Below are 18586 nucleotides of genomic sequence, written 5' to 3'. Positions count from 1 at the left end.
GGTGCCGCGGGTCTTTGTGGCTCCAGAAGAGTTGAATCTGCCTCGGGTCAAACTGCTTCCGGAGGAGACCCATTACCTGCTCGGGGTGCGGCGGCTGCGTGCCGGAGATCGATTGATCGTTAGCGATGGAGCGGGACGGGCGCGAAGCGGCGTTTTGCTCTCGCTGCGGGGAGGGGAGGCAGAGGTGGAGCTGGGCGAATATCTAGCTCTTCCTCCGGAACCGCCGGTGAAGGTCCACCTCTTGCAGGGGGTAGCTAAAGGGGAAAAGATGGATTTGCTGGTGCAAAAGGCCACGGAGCTAGGGGTGGAGCGCATAACACCCTTGCTAACCGAATACGTGGTGGGCCGCTGGAACCAGCAGCAGGCTTGTAAGAAACGGGATCGCTGGCAGAAAATAGCGCGGGAGGCAGTGCGCCAGTGCGGACGTGCCTGGGTACCTCGGGTGGAGGAAATTTTGCCATGGTCGCAGGCGCTGGAGCGTTTGCTTCCAACGGAGGTTAAGCTGATGCCCTGGGAGGGGGAGCTGAAACGTTCTCTGCGGGCCTGTCTCGCTGCCGGTCGGGAAACCCAGGTGGCTATTTTCATCGGCCCCGAAGGGGGTTTCAGCCCCGGCGAGGTTAAAGAGGCCTGCGCGCGTGGGGTTATCACGGTGACGCTGGGCCCCCGGATTTTACGCACGGAAACAGCCGGCCTGGTGGCTCTGGCTCTGGTGCTTTACAGCTGGGGCGATCTGGGAGGAGGAATAGATGCCGGCGCGTGTTGAGGGGAAGCCGAGGGTGGCTTTCTACACCCTGGGCTGCAAGGTTAACCAATGCGATACAGCGGAGTTAGCAGCCCTGTTCGTCCGGTGCGGCTACCAGGTGGTACCCTTTGGGGAACCGGCCGAGGTCTATGCCATCAATACTTGCCTGGTCACCCGCACCGCAGCTCAGAAATCTCGCCAGGTTGTTCGTAAGGTGGCCCAACGCTACCCTCAGGCCCTGATCGTGGTCACTGGTTGCTACGCCCAGTTACTCCCCCAGGAACTGGCTTTATTGCCAGGGGTAAGGGTGGTGGCCGGCCTCAGCCATCGCCGTCTTTTGCCCGATCTGGTGGAAGAGGCCCGGAGTTCGGGGCGGCAGCTGGTGGCGGTAGGAGAACTACCCGCTGTTTTTGAGAATCTTACTGCTCTTCCCGAGGGGCGTACCCGAGCTTTGCTCAAAGTGCAGGAGGGTTGCCGCGACTTCTGCACCTACTGCATCGTGCCTTACGCCCGCGGCCCTTGCCGCAGCCGCCCCCCCGAGGCGGTTCTGGAGGAAGCTCGGCGCCTGCTTCGGTCAGGGATGATGGAGTTGGTGCTCACCGGAACTCACCTCGGCCTTTACGGCCAGGATCTTTCCCCTTCCCTAAGCTTGTCTCAGTTGATCCGAAGGCTACTAGATTTGCCCGCCCTGCGGCGGTTGCGGCTGAGTTCCATCGAGCCTTTGGAGGTGACCGAGGAGCTCATCGAACTTTTGCGTGGGGAGGCTCGTTTCTGCCCTCATCTGCACCTTCCTTTGCAGAGCGGGGATGACAGTATCCTTCGACGCATGGGCCGGCGCTACACTACGGATCAGTACCGGGAACTGGTGCACCGCCTGCGCCGAGCCGTACCCGGCCTAGCCATCACCACCGACGTGCTGGTAGGATTTCCTGGAGAAACCGAGGCCGCCTTCAACCGCACCGAGAGCCTATTGCGGGAGCTCCAGCTTTCGGGGCTGCACGTTTTCCCCTATTCGCCCCGCCCTGGCACCCCGGCGGCTGGCTTCTCTGGGCAATTGCCCCGTTCGGAGATCAAACGCCGCGTGGATCGCCTGCTCCTTCTGGGAGAGGAGCTACGACAGCGCTACGCAGAGCGTTTCCTCGGAAGGGAAGTGGACGTGCTGCTGGAACGAGTGGAGAGCGGTCAAGGAAGAGGTCTTTCTTCCCATTACCTCACCGTAATTGTCGAAGGCGCTTCCCTGGTCTCTGGGCACTTGGTCCGGGTTCGGGTAAAACGAGTAGTGGAAGGAATCCTCTACGGGGTTCTTGCTCATCGTTAGTCACAGTAGGATTGGTGGTGTGATACACAAGTTCTGGAAATTAGAGATCTCGACTCCCCCAAAGGTTTATGGTAAAATGCAGCTAAAAAGACGCAAAAGCCATCGTGGGAGGGGAAAAGCCTTGCAGACACTCAAGGTATCGAGCAAAACCGATCCCAAAAAACTGGCTGTGGCTCTGTGTGAGAGTTTAAAAGAAAGCGGGGGCGAGGTTACATTGCAAGCGGTGGGTGCTGGAGCGGTAAATCAGGCAGTCAAGGGCATCATCATCGCTCGGGGTTTGGCCGCGCCGGAGGGTGCGGATTTAAAGACGGTACCCGGCTTCGCGGAGACGGAGCTCGATGGGAGGCAAATAACCGCTGTTCGCTTCCGCGTGTTGTGGCGATGAAAGTATGCGAATAGCCTGAAACGCCACGCAGCAAGAATTTCTTCTTTCCGACGGTTACCACTTTTCTGGCCTGGCCCGATGAGCTCTCCGGTAGAGAGTGCGAATAGAGGAAATAGAGAAGTCTGCCCGCTTATTCGCTTGCAAAGCGAGACGATCTGGCGGGCTGTGAAGCGGAGCGGCGAGCGAGTGATTTCTGCCGCTCGTTTTCGTAATAAAGATCGGAAGCGCTTGCTCAAGAGCAGGGTTTCCCTGGCGGCGGCAGTTGCGAGTTCCGGGTGGTTTTCTCCTTTCCGCCCGGATAACCAACCCTGATGCTGCACCTCTGCTGAGCAAAGGGGGATAAACCCTTTATGCGGCTCATAGTTTTTCTTTCCGACTTCGGCTTTTCCGCTTACGTGGGGGTAGTAAAAGGGGTGATTCTGACTCTTTGCCCGGGCGCCGCGGTGGTGGATTTGACCCACGCGGTCACCCCTTTCGCCGTGCGCGAAGGGGCCTGGCATCTCCTAACCGGTTACGCCTACTTCCCTGAAGGCTCTATCTTTCTGGCTGTGGTGGACCCCGGAGTGGGGGGAGAGCGGCAGCCTCTGGCCGTGCGCACCCGGCGCTACTACTTGGTAGGTCCCGATAACGGGCTTCTTTACCCGGTTCTGGAGCAGGATGGCCTGGTGGAGGCGGTGGCACTTCCACGTCCCCCGGGTGTGGTTTCCACCTTCGAGGCGCGCGATGTCTTCGCGCCAGCCGTAGCCGCTCTAGCTCGCGGGGAAGCGCTGATTTCCCTCGGTACCCCCACCACGGTTCGGGTGCCCCTGCGCTTTCACCGGAGAGGGCGGGAGGGGGAAGTGGTGGTGATCGACGCTTTCGGTAACCTTATCACCAATCTTCCGCCTTGCCCGGAGGCGCGGCGCTACCACCTGGGCAGCGCCAGCATTAATCTAACCCTACCTTTTTATCCTACCTATGCCCACGCTCCCGCCGGGGAGCTCTTCGTTACCACCGGATCATCGGGCACCTTGGAGATCGCTCTGTCTCAAGGGCGGGCGGCAAACGCGCTACCCTTGGCGCCCGGAACTAAGATAAAGTTGACGGCCATAGACCGGCTTCTTTGAGGCGTTGCCGCGCCAATTCTCGCGCCGCCGCCTGCTCTTCTGGGAGGAGGGGCCGGGGGCGCATGAAATCGGGAGCGAAACGCGCCAGAAAGATGCCCCGGCCTTCGGCTTCCACCACCAGATAAAGGTGCTGGGCTTCATCCACCTTGAAGGCGTAATCCTTACCCTTTATCTGGTACACAGATGTTGAATCGAAGTTTTGCGCCAATTGGGCGATAGCTTCGCGTACATCCATTGTCTGATCTCTGCCCTCCGTTGCTGTTTTAGCGTCAACCTTGAGAAGATTTTATCGGTTTTTGGGTCCACTTGGGAATGAAAGTAGGGGGAAATTTGCGGGGTCCAGTGGTACCGACCCCCGCATTGCGCGTCTCCTGCACCAGTTTATCCGGCGTGATAGTGGGCATGCCGGCGTTGATCCGGAAGATGTGGTGCGGATCTTGGCCGTAACAGTTGGCACCGTACAAAGTGGTGAAGAAATAAGCGTAACCGGCCTCGCGCAGGACACTGTCGAGCTCGGGCGTGTAAGCTCCGTAGGGGTAAGCGAAGAAAGGAGAAGGCTGGCCTATTTCCTGGCGGAAGAGATCCTGCTCTTTCTGGCTGTCGGCCAGCACTCTGGCGCGGTAGGCCCCTAGGTCTTCTCGCTTACCGGTGGCCAAATCATAAATCAAGGCTACGGTGGCGGGAGAGGTGGTGTCGGGGCTTATCGGAGCTCCCTTGTGCAGATCGTAGGTATGCCCCCCGAAAGTGATCAACCCTGATTGCGCCATCTTCCTCACTTCTTCCCAGGTAAGAAAGTTGGGGTGGTGGCCGATCAGGCTTCCGATTAGAAAAATAGTGGCCGGTATACGATATTTTTCTAAAACCGGGAAAGCGTATAAGTAGTTGCCCTTGTAGCCGTCATCGAAAGTTATGAGCACAGCGTTGGGAGGGACCTGGCCCTTGCCTTCCAGGAAAGCGGCTAGTTGCTCGGCAGTAACGAAGTTAAAGCCTTGGTCTACCAAGGCTTTGATGTCGGCGGCGAAGGCGTCGGGAGTGAGGGTACCTCGCCCTTGATAGGTAGGATCGAGGTTATGGAACATCAATACCACTACTCTGTTCTTGTAATAGACGGGCACGTCCAGGCGGGGAGGGATAGGGGTCAGGGCGGTGGAGGTGGCCGGAACCTCCTTTGCCTTGGCTGCCGGCAGAGGCTGCGGTGCCGCGTGATTAAAAAAATGGCTGGAACAAACGGCGGCGATCCCGATCGCTAGCAAGAGCAAAGATCCCAGAAGAAGTTTGGCGTTCAAGCGCACGTTAGCTTACCCCTTTCTGCGAGTCGTGATAGACGGGTATAGAGTAGTAAATTCGCAGTCCCACCCCACCGTTCCTGGCGGTTAGCCCCCTTTAAATTCTTTTTACCATTGGCTTTAAGTTTACTATTTTATTTTTTTCAACGCGCAATTCCCGGCTCGGGCGGTAATCCTTGGGTGTTGCCAGGCCCTCACCGAGAGCAAAATTTTCTATTGCGATTAATTTTTACGAAGGATTTTTTTGACTTTAGGCGAACGATACTATTAACGAAACAGGTTAAGGAAAGAAAGGTATTGTATGGGATGAGCCAATACGCCTTGCTTTTTGTTCTATTGTTGGGCGCGCTAGGAGTAGCGGGGGGTTCCCTGGCTCTCAGTTGGATTTTACGCCCCCATCCCACGCCTGTTGGCGATAAACGCGCCATTTACGAATGCGGTTTGAGGTCCGAGGGGTCGGCCTGGGTTCAATTCAAGGCTCGCTACTTTCTTTACGCCTTAATCTTTCTGCTTTTCGATGCCGAGGCAGTTTTCCTCTATCCCTGGGCGGTTTGCTTCCGCCGTCTGGAGTGGCTGGGGTTTATCGAGATGGTTATCTTCATCGGTATTTTAGCTCTGGGCCTGTGGTATGCCTGGAAGCGGGGAGGCTTGCGATGGTGGTAGGTGCAAAGCTCTTTTTCCCCACCTCTCTTCCCAATGTGCTCCTAGGTCGGGTGGAGCGCTGGTTAAATTACGCTCGTGCCCACTCTTTTTGGCCCCTAACCTTCGGCTTAGCCTGCTGTGCTATCGAAATGATGGCCACCGGTAGCGCTCGTTACGATATTGCCCGCTTCGGTTACGAGGTTTTCCGGGCTTCGCCCCGCCAGGCAGATCTAATGATAGTGGCGGGGACCGTCACTTACAAGATGGCCCCCTTGCTACGGCGCCTCTATGAGCAGATGCCCGAACCCAAGTGGGTGCTGGCGATGGGTGGCTGTGCAATCGCCGGTGGACCCTTCGCTGATGCTTACAGCGTGGTTCCCGGGGTAGATCTTATTGTGCCGGTGGATGTGTACGTGCCGGGCTGCCCCCCTCGCCCCGAGGCTTTGCTTCACGGACTGTTGCAATTGCGGGAAAAAGTTATGCGACAGGGGATGACCGAATGAGCGGGACGGATAGTTTAAGCCGATTGTTGAATCTTTTCCCAGGACTGACCCTGGTGGAAGATCCTCATCTGCCGGTGATGGCAGCTTCTCCCGCCATTTTGCCAGAGTTAGTGCGGGAGCTAAGGGAAAGTCACGGCTTCAATTTACTGGCTGATCTCACGGCAGTGGACTATCCCGAAGCGGGAGTAATAGAGGTGATTTATCACCTGATGGCGGTTCCGGAGGCCCGTGAGGTGAGGATTAAAGTGAGGGTGGATCGGGCTTCTCCAGAGATTCCTTCCCTGGCGCCTCACTGGCCAGCCGCTAACGTCCAGGAGCGCGAAGTTTATGATCTCCTGGGAGTGAAGTTTATCGGGCACCCCTGTTTGCAACGGATTCTTTGTCCCCCTGATTTTCCCGGTCATCCTTTGCGTAAGGATTTTTCTCTTCCTGAGGAGCTAAAGGAGAGATGATTTTGTCATTTCCCGAGGAACTGCCGACCCAACACCTAGTGCTGAATATGGGCCCGCAGCATCCCAGCACCCACGGAGTTTACCGGGCCGTCTTAACGCTGGATGGTGAAAAAATTATCCAGCTGGAGAACGAGGTAGGCTATTTACACCGAGGTATAGAGAAGCTGGCGGAGAGCCGCAATTACCATCAGTTTCTGCCTTATACCGATCGGCTGGATTACCTGGCTCCTGTGCTCAACAATCTGGGGTACGTCCAGGCGGTGGAAAAGCTGCTCGGGATCGAGGTTCCAGAGAAGGCCGAATGCCTGCGGGTTATCATGAGCGAGCTCTCTCGCATAGCCAGTCACCTGGTGATGATCGCCTCTATGGCGCTCGATCTGGCGGGTTGGACCGCTTGGTTTCCGCCTTTCCGCGAGCGCGAAAAGATACTCGATCTTTTTGAGATGGTATCGGGCGGACGCATGTTGCCCGCTTACCTGCGCATAGGCGGGGTGGCGGCGGATGTCCCACCCGAGTTCCTCCCGGCTCTGCAACGTTTCCTCAATGATTTACCCTGTATGATGGAGGAATTTGAGAACCTTGTGGTAAGGAACGAGATCTTCATTGGGCGTTGCCGAGGGGTGGGGAAGCTGGACTTGGAAACGGCATTGGCTTACGGAGTCACGGGTCCCAATCTCCGGGCCTGTGGCTTGGCTTTCGACTTACGCAAAGCCAAGCCCTACGGCTGGTACCCCCGTTTTACTTTTGCTGTTCCCACCTTGCCCAACGGGGACGCTTACGATCGTTTGCTGATAAGGTTGCGGGAAATCGAGCAGAGCGCTAGCATTATCCGCCAGGCCATAGACATCTTACCGGAAGGACCAGTGAGAGGCAAAGTGCCCCGGGCGCTCAAAGCGCCACCAGGCGAGGTATATCACCAAATTGAAGGGGCTAAGGGCGCTTTAGGGTTTTACCTGGTCAGTGATGGCAGTGATCGACCTTACCGCCTCCATATCCACTCTCCTTCTTTTGTCAACCTGGGGGCGCTACCCAAAATGGCGGAGGGCAGCACGATCCAGGATTTCATTGCTACCCTCGCCTCGATCGACATTGTGATGGGCGAAGTGGATCGCTGATGCTCCGGGGAGAAAGGGAAGGGAGCGGTCAATATGCCCCTTTGCAGGACAGGATTTAATAACGACTGGTTGGTAACGCTAGGGCTGGGTGTAGGTTACCTGGTGGGGATTCTTACTTTTATCTTCGTCAATGTCCTCTACCTGGTTTATCTGGAGCGCAAATTAAGTGCCTACATGCAACAGCGCTTGGGGCCTAACCGCGTGGGGCCCCGCGGGCTATTGCAGCCAGTGGCCGATGCCGTCAAACTTCTGGGCAAGGAGGATATTATTCCCTCGCACGCCGACCGCTGGCTCTTCGTCTTGGCCCCTTTGCTAATTTTTGTTCCTCCGGTGCTGCTATTGGCGGTTATTCCCTTTGGACGGAATCTATTGCCAGTAGATTTAAACATTGGTGTTCTCTTTTTCTTGGCGGTAGCCTCTACCACTACCCTTCCTCTGCTTATGGGGGGGTGGGGGTCGAATAACAAGTACGCTTTGCTGGGAAGTATGCGCGCGGTGGCGCAGCTGGTTAGCTATGAGGTGCCGCTGGCCCTATCGGTCCTGGGAGTGGTGATGCTAGCGGGATCGCTACGAACTTCGCAGATTGTGGCCGCCCAACAGCATTGCTGGTTTATCTTTTTGCAGCCCCTGGGTTTCTGGATTTACCTGATGGCGGCCCTGGGAGAGGTCAACCGAGCTCCTTTCGATCTGGTGGAGGGGGAGCAGGAGATCATCGCCGGCCCTTACGTAGAGTATACGGGAATGCGTTTTGCGCTCTTTTATTTGTCGGAGTATGCCAACCTGATAGCGGTTTCCGCTCTGGCCGTGACCCTCTTTTTAGGAGGTTGGCACGGTCCCTGGCTGCCTTCTTGGTTCTGGTTCGGGCTCAAAGTGTATCTTCTTATTTTCCTTTTTATGTGGTGGCGCTGGACTTTCCCCCGCGTGCGCATAGATCATTTCCTCGATTTTAACTGGAAGGTACTTTTGCCTTTGGCCTTGCTGAATCTGCTCCTTACCGGGATCGGGATTAAGCTGGCCCAGGGGGTGGGGTAGCTATGTGGGGGAAGGGGTTACTTAAAGGATTGGGAGTTACCTGGAGGTTCCTCTGGGGGAAGTCTATCACTCAGCAGTACCCGGAGGAGCATCCGCAATTACCTTTTAGGAGTCGCGGTTCCTTGGCCTTAGATCGCGAGAAATGCATCGCCTGTGGCTTATGCGCTACTACCTGCCCTAATCGAGTGATCACGGTGGAAACCGTTAAAGATAAGGATGCCCGGCGCCGGCTCCAAGCTTATTGGGTGGAAAGAGGGCGTTGCATTCACTGCGGGCTCTGTGTAGAAGTTTGCCCCAAGCAGGCCCTGTACTGGGTACCAGACTTCGAGAAGGCCTGTTACCGGCGCACCGAAACCGCAGTAAATCTGGGGGCGTCAAGCGAGGTGAAGGCCGATGGCTGATCCCCAAACCGGGGTCTTTTGGTTGCTGGCCGCCTGGGTGGTAGTAACGGCCTCGGGGGTGGTGTTCTCCCGTAACATCGTGCACAGCGCCCTTTATCTTTTTCTCACACTTATAGGGGTGGCGGGTATTTTCTTGCTTTTGCGGGCCGAGTTTCTGGCTGCGGTGCAGCTTCTCCTATACGCGGGGGCCGTAGCGGTGCTGATCGTTTTCGCCGTCATGCTGGTGCAACGGGAAGAAATGCGGCGGAGCAACCCTGCTAGCTCCACTCTGGTGCCCGGGGCGGTGGTTTCTCTACTCCTTTTCTTTTCGATGCTCTTGCTTGCTACCCGGCAGGTGCTGGTAGCCGCTTCTGCGATTCAGGAAGACCAGCTTTGGCTGCTGGCCCAGGCCTTTCTGGAGTCCCATATCTTGGCTTTCGAGTTATCTGCTTTGTTGTTATTGGTGGCGGTAGTGGGAGTGGTGCTACTAGCCGGAGGAAGGGGCGAGGATAAATGATCGGACTCGGACATTACCAGGCTTTAGCTGCCCTGCTCTTCGCCATCGGCGTGCTTGGCGTTCTGGGTAGGCGGAGCGCCATTGCGGTGCTGATGGGTATAGAGCTCATGCTCAACGCGGTGAATATAAACCTGGTGGCCTACAATCATTTTATGCAGCCCGCTCGTGTCACCGGGCAGGTATTTGCTTTGTTCGTTATGGTGGTGGCCGCTGCCGAAGTGGCGGTAGCTTTAGCTTTGGTGGTCAATCTTTACCGCCGGCGCTGCGATACCAACGTTGATCGCCTGGATCAGCTTAAATGGTAGAAGGTGGGTAGGTTAACCAATGGTGGGGTCGTGGGTGGGTTTCGAATACATATGGCTTTTACCACTGTTGCCGGCACTGGCTTTCGCCCTTATCACGCTGGTAACCAGGAACTGGCGGGGTGTAAGCGCTTTTATCGCCATCGCCGCTGCCAGCGCGGCCCTCGTCTTAGCGGTGGAGCTCTTCCGCGAGGTGATGGCTAGCGGTGTCACCATGGAATCCCCGGTGGAGTGCAGCTATTCCTGGCTAGCGCTGGGAGCCGTGAAGATCGAGGCCGGCCTGCTGATAGATCCGCTGAGTGTGCTGATGCTGCTGATAGTGACCTCGGTGACCCTAGCGGTGGAGGTTTATTCGCTGGGTTACATGGCTCGCGATCCCGGTTGGTCTGTCTTTTTCGCCTATCTCTCTCTTTTCGCTGCCTCGATGCTGGGCCTGGTACTGGCTAATAACTATTTTATGCTCTACTTTTTCTGGGAATTGGTGGGGCTATGCTCGTATTTGCTTATCGGCTTCTGGTACCACCGCCCTGCAGCGGCCCGGGCCGGCTTCAAGGCCTTTGCCGTAAACCGCCTGGCTGATTTTGGTTTGCTGCTGGGCATTCTCTGCTTGTGGGGGGCCTTCGGCAGCTTTAATTTTCGCGCGCTAGCCCTGGTTATCCCGAACTGCGCTGAGGCAGGCTTGCTGACCACGGCAGCTTTGCTGGTCTTCACCGGGGTGGTGGGGAAATCCGCCCAGTTTCCCCTCCACGTTTGGTTGCCCGACGCTATGGAAGGACCCACGCCGGTAAGCGCTCTTATTCACGCCGCCACCATGGTGGCGGCGGGAGTGTACCTGCTGGCCCGCACTTATGTACTCTTTGTTTCGGCGCCCGAGGTTATGCTGCTCGTGGCTTACACGGGAGGGCTCACCGCCTTCATGGCGGCCACCGTGGCTTTAGTGCAGCGGGACATCAAGAGGATTCTAGCTTACTCCACCATCAGCCAGCTGGGTTACATGGTTATGGCTATGGGTATCGGCAGCATGTCGGCTGCTATGTTTCACCTCACCACCCACGCCTTCTTCAAAGCCTTGCTGTTTCTAGCCGCCGGTAGTGTGATCCACGCGGCTCACGAGCAGGATATTTTTCGCCTGCGGGGAGTGGCGCGGGACATGAAGGTGACCACCATCACTTTCATTATCGGGGCCCTGGCGCTGGTTGGAATGCCGCCCTTTTCTGGTTTCTGGAGCAAAGACGAAATTCTGGCGGAAACTTACCGCCATGGTTTCACCGGCCTTTATGTGTTGGGAACTTTGGTGGCGTTTCTCACTGCTTGGTATGTATTCCGCTTGGTGTTCGTGGTCTTCGGCGGCAAGCAGCCAGCGGAGCGGCGAGCGCAGGAATCGCCTCCGGTTATGACGGTGCCTTTATTAGTGCTAGCCGCTTTTTCGGTGCTGGTTGGTCTGGTGGGCACGCCCTACACGGCGCAGGGGTTTGGCTCCTGGGTGGCTTACGGTCCGGCCCACCAGGCGCATCCAAATTACACGGTGATGGCCATTTCTACCCTGGTGGCTCTGGGGGGGATAGGCTTGGCCTGGTTACTGCACGGCCGCTTGATAGTTGTTTCGGAGAGATGGCGCGAGCGCTGGGGTTGGGCCTACCGCTGCCTTCAGCAGCAATACTATCTGGACGAGTTTTATACCTGGGTCTATCGTGGTTGCTTTTGGCGAGTAGCCGAAGCCTTTCATTGGCACGACCGCCATTTGGTGGACGGGACTTTCGATGGTCTGGGCAAGGTTATTTATCTTTCCGGAGCCAAGCTGCGCTATTTGCAGACTGGGAACCTACAGGTCTATGCCCTGGTATTTTTAGCTGCGGTCACGGTGATGACCTTATGGCTGGCGTTTCCGCTGTTAGGAGGACTGTTGCGGTGCTTTTGACGCTTATATTGCTGGCGCCCTTAGTGGGGCTGGGTTTACTTATCATCCTTCCCGAGCGGGAAGAGCGGCTTATACGGATGACAGCGGCTTTAGCCACAGGGATTTCGCTGGTTTTTACCTCCGTGGTTTATTTTCTCTACGATATTCCCCAGGGCGGCCTACAGTTTTCCCAGGAGCTCAACTGGCTGCCCGAATTGGGAATACGGTACTCGGTGGGAGTGGACGGGTTGAGCCTGCCCTTATTGCTTCTGGCTGCTTTGGTGGGATTCGCGGCGGTTTTTGCTGCCGGAGAGATCAAGGTGAGGGTGAAGGAGTTTTTCATCTGGTTATTGCTTCTGATAGCCGGAATCTTCGGGGTGTTTATTGCCCAGAACCTCTTTTTCTTTTACTTTTTCTATGACCTGGTCATAATACCCTCGTACCTATTGATTGTCGTTTGGGGAAGCACCCGCAAGGAGTATGGGGCGATGAAGCTCACCCTCTACCACGTAGCAGGTAGCGCCTTGCTCTTATTGGGTATCATTGCCACCGTCATCTACGCCTCCCGGCAATTGGGGGAGGTAACCTTCGATTTGACCGCTTTGTCCTCGGTGTATTACGCTGCCGAGTTTCAGAAATGGGTGTTTCTCATTATGTTGCTAGGTTTGGGAGTGTTGGTTCCCCTGTGGCCCTTGCATCTCTGGGCTCCCGATGGACATGTGGCGGCTCCCACAGCCATCAGTATGTTATTGGCGGGGGTTATCATGAAGCTAGGCGGGTACGGGCTTATGCGCTTGCCCCTCTTTTTTTTCCCCGAAGCGGCGCATTATTGGGCCCCCCTCATCGGAGGCTTATGCTTGGTTAACGTGATTTATGGGGCGATGGTGGCCATGGTGCAGAAGGATCTCAAGTTCGTCATCGGCTATAGCAGTGTTAGTCACATGGGTTACGTGTTGTTGGGGGTGGCGGCGCTCGACAGTTTGAGCTTGGTCGGAGCAGGGGCGCAAATGTTTGCCCACGGGGTGATGACGGCTTTATTCTTCGCCATGGTCGGGAATATATACGCGCGAACCCACACCAGGGAATTGGCGCGCTTGGGCGGGCTAGCGCATCAGATGCCCCGGGTGGCAGCGGGCTTTTTGCTAGCGGGACTAGCTTCACTGGGTCTGCCTGGGTTTTACAACTTCGTGGCCGAATTCTTTATCTTTACAGGGGCTTTCACTGCGCAAGGGGCGGTCCATCAGGGCCTGATCGGTTTCCGCGCTTTAGCGGTGGTGGCCATTGCGGGTATTGTTATTACCGCCATTTACGTTCTTTTAGTGGTGAAGCGGGTCTTTTTTGGCCCTCCAAAAGAGGAGTGGCGTGCGTTGTCAGACATCCGGGGGATGGAGATGATACCCTTGCTGCTGCTGGGTTCGGTTCTGCTCCTCTTCGGTCTCTGTCCTTCTCTGCAGCTCAAATTGATCGGTAGCGGAGTAGCCCCGCTGGTAGCTAAGCTCAAGGCGGTGATGGCGATGGGAGGCAGGATTTAGTGGTTTTACACTGGGAATTGCTATATCTCGAGATAGCCACCGCGGCTTTGGGACTCCTATTGCTGGCCGGAGGGCTTTTGCTTCCCCGGCGCTTTGCCCGAGCCACGGGTTATTTGGCCGCTATTGGTTTTTGCTCCCTTGGGACGCTAGCCTGGGTTACCCGCGGCGTTGCTGGAATGGTTTTGCCCGGTTACGTTATCGAGCCCTACAGCACTTATTTTAAGCTTTTATTCCTGGTGGCCGCCTTGCTGGCCGCGGTGTGCTCCTTCGACTACACGGAGTTCCTGGCGCGCTACCGGTGCGAGTATTATGCGCTTTTGACCTTCGCTACTCTGGGCATGATGGTGCTGGCCACCTCGGGAGAGTTGATCACGCTTTACCTGGGGCTGGAGCTCATGGCGGTGAGTTTCTATGTGCTAACGGCCTGCCGGTTGGACGATAGCAAGTCGGCTGAGGCGGGCACGAAGTACCTGTTGTTGGGAGCTTTTTCTTCCGCGGTGCTACTCTATGGCTTCAGCCTGGTTTACGGGAGTTGCGGCACTACTGTTCTCCGCGAGGTCGCTGCCTGCGCTTGGCTTGCCGGCAAAGCGGGGTGGGACTTAAAATTAGGGCTCGCTCTCATTGTGGCCGGTTTCGCTTTTAAAATCACGGCCGTGCCCTTCCACATGTGGGCGCCCGATGTTTACGAAGGGGCCCCTACCCCGGTTACGGCTTTTCTCTCCGTGGCCTCTAAGGCCGCGGCGTTGGCAGCTTTAATCCGGTTGCTCCTGGTAGGTTTGCTCCCGCTGCATCACTGGTGGCTCCCCCTGATCCTGGCCTTATCGGTAATGTCGATGATCCTGGGCAATCTAGTGGCCATCCCCCAGGCTAACATCAAGCGCCTGTTAGCTTATTCCAGTATAGCCCAGGCAGGTTATCTTTTGCTGGGCTTGATTTCTGCTTCCCTTCTAGGGATAGGGGCCATTTTATATTACGCCATGCTCTACGTTTTCGGTAACATGGGAGCTTTTATGGTGGCCACGGCTTTTTACCGGCAAGATGGTAGCGATCTTATTGCCGATTACGCCGGCTTATCCCGTCGCTCGCCTCTGAGTGCGGCGGTGATGCTCCTGGCTTTGTTTTCACTGGCTGGTATCCCTCCCCTAGCGGGGTTCCCTGGTAAACTCTATCTTTTTATGGCGGTTGTCGCTCGGGGCCATCTCTGGCTAGCGCTGCTGGCGGTGCTTATGAGCGCGGTATCGGTGTACTACTATCTGCGGGTGGTGAAAGCCATGTATTGGGGAGAGGCTACCTTGCGTACCGCGCCCTTACGGCTGGGATGGGGGATGAGGGTGGCTCTTGCGTTGATTTTGCTGTTGCTTTTGGTGCTGGGTTTTTACCCTACTCTCCTCACCCGCTACGCTATGGAAGCGGCCTTTACGCTGCCGGTACCTTGATGCTGCTCCCGGTGATCTCTTACCTGCCGTCGGCTAGAGGTTGCGTATTCGCTTCTTTTTTCCTTCCCACCTATTGCCGCGGAGCCGGTCGATTCCCGATTGTCCGAAGAGCTTTGTGGTATCATTATTGCCAGGGGGGAGAGTATCGATGCCGCCGTCCTACAAAGGGGTAATTTTCGATTTAGACGGCACCTTGACGCCAGTTCCCAGCGTGTGGCAGTACCTTCACGAACAGCTGGGAACGTGGGAAACTCATGGCAGTAAGCATCTGGAAGATTTTCTAGCTGGGCGCATCAATTACCAGGAATTTGCCCGCCGGGATGTGAACTGCTGGCGAGGAGTTTCCAAGTCGTTGCTGGAACAATTGCTAGCCTGCATCCCTTACCGCCTGGGGGCTAAGAAGTTGCTGGCCGCTTTGCGCCGCCGAGGTGTCCCTACCTTTCTTCTCTCTTCGGGATTGGACTTGTTGGCCTCGCGGGTGGCGGAGGAGCTCGGTTTCGATTGTTGGGTGGCCAACGGGCTGGGTTTCACCGAGGGCCGCGTGGACGGGCGGGTGTTTATTCGCGTGCCCTGGTACGGGAAGCCGCAGCATCTGCGAGGCTTCTGCTCGCGTTTCCGGCTAGCACCAGAGGAATTGGTGGCGGTAGGGGATAGTTGTGGGGATGTCCCGCTCTTCGCTCAGGTGGGGCTAGCGGCAGCGGTTAATGCCTCGCCGGAGGTCGGGAAATGCGCTCACATCCAGGTGGAGGATTTAGAGGCTTTGTTACCGGTGCTAATCCCGCTTTGCTCCCAAGGGAAGGAGTGAGTGAGGCCGATGGAAATAATACGGGTTACCACGCGCCGGCGTCAGGAGATGGTAGACTTAACTCCTCGTCTAGCTCGGTTGGTGGAGGAGAAAGGCTGGCGGGAAGGGGTGCTTTATCTATTCTGCCCTCATACCACGGCGGGGCTATGTATCAATGAAAGTTATGATCCCGCGGTGGCCGAGGACATCCTGCATCATTTGGAGCAGTTAGTGCCGCCCAACTCTAACTACCGCCATGCCGAGGGGAACGCCGATGCTCATATCAAGTCTTGCCTGGTAGGGGTGCATCTGGTGGTGCTGGTGCGCGAGGGCAAGCTGGCCCTGGGCACATGGCAGGGGGTCTTTTTCAGCGAGTTCGACGGGCCCAGGGAGAGAAAAGTATGGGTCAAGATGGTTAGCACCTCGGAGTGATAGCAACGACAACCGGAAAGGGGCAAAGCGGCAAGAAAGGGATATGACAAACTGGCATAGCTTATCCGCTGAGCAAGCGCTCTCGGAGTTGGCGAGCGACCCGATAACAGGGCTTACCACCGCGGAGGCTCATCTCCGCTGGCAGCGGCACGGCCCCAATCTTCTACGGGAGAAAGGGGCGAAGAGTCCCGGGCGCATTTTGTGGGAGCAGTTCACGGGGGCGATGGTACTGGTGCTCCTGGCAGCGGCGGTGATTTCGTTGCTGCTAGGGGAATACAGGGACGCGGTGGCCATCATCGTGATCGTGATTTTGAACGCCTTGCTGGGATTTGTCCAGGAGTTCCGGGCCGAGAAAGCCTTGCGCGCGCTGCAGAAACTGGCGATCTCCAGGGTGAAGGTGAAGCGCAATGGCGAAGTGCAGGAGATCCCCGCTTCGGCTTTGGTCCCCGGCGACCTCTTTTACCTGGAAGCGGGTAATCTGGTGCCGGCGGATGGGCGCTTGCTGACGAGCGCTAACCTCCGGGTGCTGGAGTCGCTCTTGACCGGTGAAGCCTCACCGGTAGATAAAAACGCGGAGGTGGTGCTACCGGAGGCCACGGCTCTGGGCGACCGGAGGAATATGGTATACAAGGGGACTACGGTGGTTTACGGCCGGGGCATGGCGGTGGCGGTGGCCACCGGAATGGATACGGAGTTGGGCCAGATTGCGGCGATGATGCAGATGGTGGAGCCCGCTCCCACTCCTTTGCAGCGTCGTATGGCGGCGCTGGGACGCACCTTGGGCTTGATGGCTTTGCTCATCGTTGGTGCAGTGACGCTGCTGGGCCTCTGGCACGGAGAGGACATAAAAACCATGTTCCTTACCGGGGTGAGCCTGGCGGTGGCCGCTATACCCGAGGGGCTTCCAGCCGTGGTGACCATAGCCCTGGCCCTGGGAGCTCAGCGGATGCTCCGGCGCCGCGCTCTAGTTCGCCGCTTGTCTGCGGTGGAAGCGCTGGGCTCGGTAACCAAGATCTGTACCGATAAAACCGGCACCCTTACTCAGAACCGAATGCGAGTTGCGGCCCTGGCGCTGCCCCAACCGGGGGGAGGGTTCCAGCTGGCAACTCCGGGTGTCGCAGCGACTTCTTGCCCGGAGACAGCTTTGCTGTTGGTGGCCGGCGCTTTATGTAACGACGCCGTTTTACGCCGGGAAAATGAAAAATGGTCATATGTAGGCGACCCCACTGAAGGAGCGTTGCTGGTGGCAGCCGCTGACTCCGGTTATAAAGCTCCCGAGCTGGAACGAGCCTGTCCCAGGGTGGCAGAGCTCCCTTTTTCTTCTGAGCGCCAGCGCATGAGCACCCTCCACCGGCTCGAGGGTGAGTTGGGCTGCCCGATACCTAAATTAGGCGAAGAGACGCCAGCGTACCTTCTTTTCTGCAAGGGGGCGCTCGATCGTCTCTTGCCGTTAAGCCGAGGTGTGTGGGTAGGGGGAGAGGTCCAGCCCTTGGGAGAGTGGCAAGAGAAGTTGGAGCGCCTTCAGGCCGAGCTCTCTCAGGAGGGCCTGCGGGTCCTGGCCTTGGCCTTTCGCCATTGGTCGTCTGCGCCGGGGGTTTTAGACGAGGAAGGGGAAAGGGAACTGCTTCTGCTGGGGTTGGTGAGCTTCAAGGACCCTCTGCGCCCGGAGGCTCTGGCGGCGGTGGCCACCTGTCGTCAGGCGGGCATCGACCCGGTAATGATTACCGGCGACCATCCCGCCACCGCCTTGGCTGTTGCCCGCGAGCTCGGCATGGAAACGCAGCGGGTTTTAACCGGTAAGGACTTGGACTCGCTCAACCCCGAGGATCTAGCCGCGGTAGCCGAAGGGGTGACCGTTTTTGCCCGGGTGGCCCCAGCGCATAAGCTAAAAATCGTGGAGGCGTTGCAGCGTAACGGGCATATCGTGGCCATGACCGGTGACGGGGTCAACGATGCTCCCGCTCTGAAAAAGGCCGACATCGGCGTGGCGATGGGGCGCTCTGGCACCGACGTGGCTAAAGAAGCGGCGGATATGGTGCTGCTGGACGATAATTTCGCTACCATCGTGGCCGCCGTGGAAGAGGGACGGGTGATTTACGATAATATCAAGAAATTTCTTCAGTACCTGATGACCACCAACTTTAGCGAAATCCTTATCATATTAGTGGGACTTTTAGGCGGGATGCCGGTGCCTTTGACTCCGCTGCAAATTCTCTGGGTTAACCTGGTAACCGATGGTTTGCCGGCCTTGGCTTTGTCAGTAGAGCCAGCCGAGGCAGGTGTGATGCATCGACCTCCGGTCGATCCTCGCTCGGGTATCTTTACCAGACGATTGGCCGGGCATATTTTATGGGCTGGAGTGTTTATGGCCTTTGTCTGTCTGGCTGTGGGCTACTGGCTGTGGCGGGTGCAGGCCGCTTCCTGGCAGACAGTGCTATTCTCTACCTTAGTTTTCTCGCAGCTGGCCCACGTGCTGGCCATCCGCACGGGCACCGCTTCTCTCTTCGCCGCCGGGTGTTGCTCTAACCCCGCGGTGCTGGGAGCGGTCCTGCTCACCGTGGTTTTGCAATTGCTAGTGGTTTACCTTCCTCCCTTGCAAGGGGTGTTCTGCACCGTGTCTCTGTCCAGAACCGAGCTCCTGCTGGTTTTCATCCTGGGCAGTCTTATCTTCTGGGCGGTAGAAGTGGAGAAGTGGTTGTACCGGCGTCTTACCACTGGGTGAGGT

20 protein-coding genes are annotated in these 18586 nt (G+C 57.1%); 18 read left to right on the top strand and 2 right to left on the bottom strand.

The features are described from left to right. Position 1: 1 nt before the first annotated feature. The 4 genes from ACTLLP_RS05510 (at position 2) to ACTLLP_RS05495 (ending at position 3551) form a co-directional block, all read left to right on the top strand. On the top strand, positions 2-763 hold the full coding sequence (locus tag ACTLLP_RS05510; protein ID WP_441057646.1) for a 16S rRNA (uracil(1498)-N(3))-methyltransferase: 762 nt from the start codon (positions 2-4) through the stop codon (positions 761-763). Continuing rightward, positions 747-2060, top strand: a complete 1314-nt coding sequence (gene mtaB, locus ACTLLP_RS05505) for a tRNA (N(6)-L-threonylcarbamoyladenosine(37)-C(2))-methylthiotransferase MtaB (protein ID WP_441057643.1) — start codon at positions 747-749, stop codon at positions 2058-2060. The genes ACTLLP_RS05510 and mtaB overlap by 17 nt, the downstream gene beginning before the upstream one ends. Before the next feature lie 121 nt (positions 2061-2181). Further along, positions 2182-2445 carry a stage V sporulation protein S gene (locus ACTLLP_RS05500; RefSeq protein ID WP_441057640.1) on the top strand — a complete coding sequence of 88 codons (264 nt, stop codon included), beginning with the start codon at positions 2182-2184 and terminating at the stop codon, positions 2443-2445. A 350-nt stretch (positions 2446-2795) separates the two neighbouring features. Continuing rightward, entirely contained in the window at positions 2796-3551 is a 756-nt protein-coding gene (locus ACTLLP_RS05495) for an SAM hydrolase/SAM-dependent halogenase family protein (protein ID WP_441057637.1), read from the top strand. Here the strand turns inward: ACTLLP_RS05495 and ACTLLP_RS05490 are convergent. Beyond that, positions 3514-3786 (bottom strand): hypothetical protein, encoded by a 273-nt coding sequence (locus ACTLLP_RS05490; protein ID WP_441057634.1) that lies wholly within the window; start codon positions 3784-3786, stop codon positions 3514-3516. The two genes, ACTLLP_RS05495 and ACTLLP_RS05490, sit on opposite strands and share 38 nt — an antisense overlap. A gap of 34 nt (positions 3787-3820) precedes the next feature. Further along, on the bottom strand, positions 3821-4843 hold the full coding sequence (locus tag ACTLLP_RS05485) for a polysaccharide deacetylase family protein (RefSeq protein ID WP_441057631.1): 1023 nt from the start codon (positions 4841-4843) through the stop codon (positions 3821-3823). A gap of 300 nt (positions 4844-5143) precedes the next feature. Here ACTLLP_RS05485 and ACTLLP_RS05480 point away from each other — a divergent pair, with 300 nt between their 5' ends. The 14 genes from ACTLLP_RS05480 to ACTLLP_RS05415 all read left to right on the top strand — a co-directional run bounded on the left by ACTLLP_RS05480 (position 5144) and on the right by ACTLLP_RS05415 (position 18583). Next, positions 5144-5500 (top strand): NADH-quinone oxidoreductase subunit A, encoded by a 357-nt coding sequence (locus ACTLLP_RS05480; RefSeq protein ID WP_441061664.1) that lies wholly within the window; start codon positions 5144-5146, stop codon positions 5498-5500. Then, positions 5491-5982 (top strand): NADH-quinone oxidoreductase subunit B, encoded by a 492-nt coding sequence (locus ACTLLP_RS05475; protein ID WP_441057628.1) that lies wholly within the window; start codon positions 5491-5493, stop codon positions 5980-5982. The genes ACTLLP_RS05480 and ACTLLP_RS05475 overlap by 10 nt, the downstream gene beginning before the upstream one ends. Beyond that, positions 5979-6434, top strand: coding sequence for an NADH-quinone oxidoreductase subunit C (locus ACTLLP_RS05470; protein WP_441057625.1), 456 nt, complete (start codon positions 5979-5981; stop codon positions 6432-6434). Before ACTLLP_RS05475 ends, ACTLLP_RS05470 begins: the two co-directional genes overlap by 4 nt. Further along, on the top strand, positions 6431-7549 hold the full coding sequence (locus tag ACTLLP_RS05465) for an NADH-quinone oxidoreductase subunit D (protein WP_441057622.1): 1119 nt from the start codon (positions 6431-6433) through the stop codon (positions 7547-7549). Before ACTLLP_RS05470 ends, ACTLLP_RS05465 begins: the two co-directional genes overlap by 4 nt. 33 nt (positions 7550-7582) lie before the next feature. Further along, entirely contained in the window at positions 7583-8581 is a 999-nt protein-coding gene (gene nuoH, locus ACTLLP_RS05460) for an NADH-quinone oxidoreductase subunit NuoH (RefSeq protein ID WP_441057619.1), read from the top strand. Between the two features lie 122 nt (positions 8582-8703). Next, positions 8704-8982: a 4Fe-4S dicluster domain-containing protein gene (locus ACTLLP_RS05455; RefSeq protein ID WP_441057616.1), complete on the top strand. Its 279-nt coding sequence runs from the start codon at positions 8704-8706 to the stop codon at positions 8980-8982. Further along, a complete protein-coding gene (locus tag ACTLLP_RS05450; RefSeq protein ID WP_441057613.1) occupies positions 8975-9478 on the top strand; it encodes an NADH-quinone oxidoreductase subunit J family protein in 504 nt (167 codons plus the stop codon). Before ACTLLP_RS05455 ends, ACTLLP_RS05450 begins: the two co-directional genes overlap by 8 nt. After that, the gene (gene nuoK, locus ACTLLP_RS05445; protein WP_441057610.1) at positions 9475-9783 is read left to right on the top strand and encodes an NADH-quinone oxidoreductase subunit NuoK; all 309 of its coding nucleotides are present in this window, start codon (positions 9475-9477) and stop codon (positions 9781-9783) included. Before ACTLLP_RS05450 ends, nuoK begins: the two co-directional genes overlap by 4 nt. Before the next feature lie 19 nt (positions 9784-9802). After that, entirely contained in the window at positions 9803-11698 is a 1896-nt protein-coding gene (gene nuoL, locus ACTLLP_RS05440; protein WP_441057607.1) for an NADH-quinone oxidoreductase subunit L, read from the top strand. After that, complete coding sequence (locus ACTLLP_RS05435; RefSeq protein ID WP_441057604.1) at positions 11689-13209, top strand: complex I subunit 4 family protein; 1521 nt, start codon at positions 11689-11691, stop codon at positions 13207-13209. The genes nuoL and ACTLLP_RS05435 overlap by 10 nt, the downstream gene beginning before the upstream one ends. After that, positions 13209-14645, top strand: a complete 1437-nt coding sequence (locus ACTLLP_RS05430) for an NADH-quinone oxidoreductase subunit N (RefSeq protein WP_441057601.1) — start codon at positions 13209-13211, stop codon at positions 14643-14645. The genes ACTLLP_RS05435 and ACTLLP_RS05430 overlap by 1 nt, the downstream gene beginning before the upstream one ends. Before the next feature lie 148 nt (positions 14646-14793). Continuing rightward, positions 14794-15450 (top strand): HAD family hydrolase, encoded by a 657-nt coding sequence (locus tag ACTLLP_RS05425; RefSeq protein ID WP_441057598.1) that lies wholly within the window; start codon positions 14794-14796, stop codon positions 15448-15450. A 9-nt stretch (positions 15451-15459) separates the two neighbouring features. Next, on the top strand, positions 15460-15861 hold the full coding sequence (locus ACTLLP_RS05420) for a secondary thiamine-phosphate synthase enzyme YjbQ (protein ID WP_441057595.1): 402 nt from the start codon (positions 15460-15462) through the stop codon (positions 15859-15861). 43 nt (positions 15862-15904) lie between these two features. Then, a complete protein-coding gene (locus ACTLLP_RS05415) occupies positions 15905-18583 on the top strand; it encodes a cation-translocating P-type ATPase (RefSeq protein WP_441057592.1) in 2679 nt (892 codons plus the stop codon). Positions 18584-18586 lie beyond the last annotated feature (3 nt).

It is taken from the genome of Desulfothermobacter acidiphilus, assembly GCF_052073645.1.
In the GTDB taxonomy this organism is placed as follows: Bacteria; Bacillota; Desulfotomaculia; order Desulfotomaculales; family Ammonificaceae; genus Desulfothermobacter; species Desulfothermobacter acidiphilus.
The sequence above is the reverse complement of the archived record's forward strand: the minus strand, read 5'-3'. Positions and strand labels throughout refer to the sequence as shown.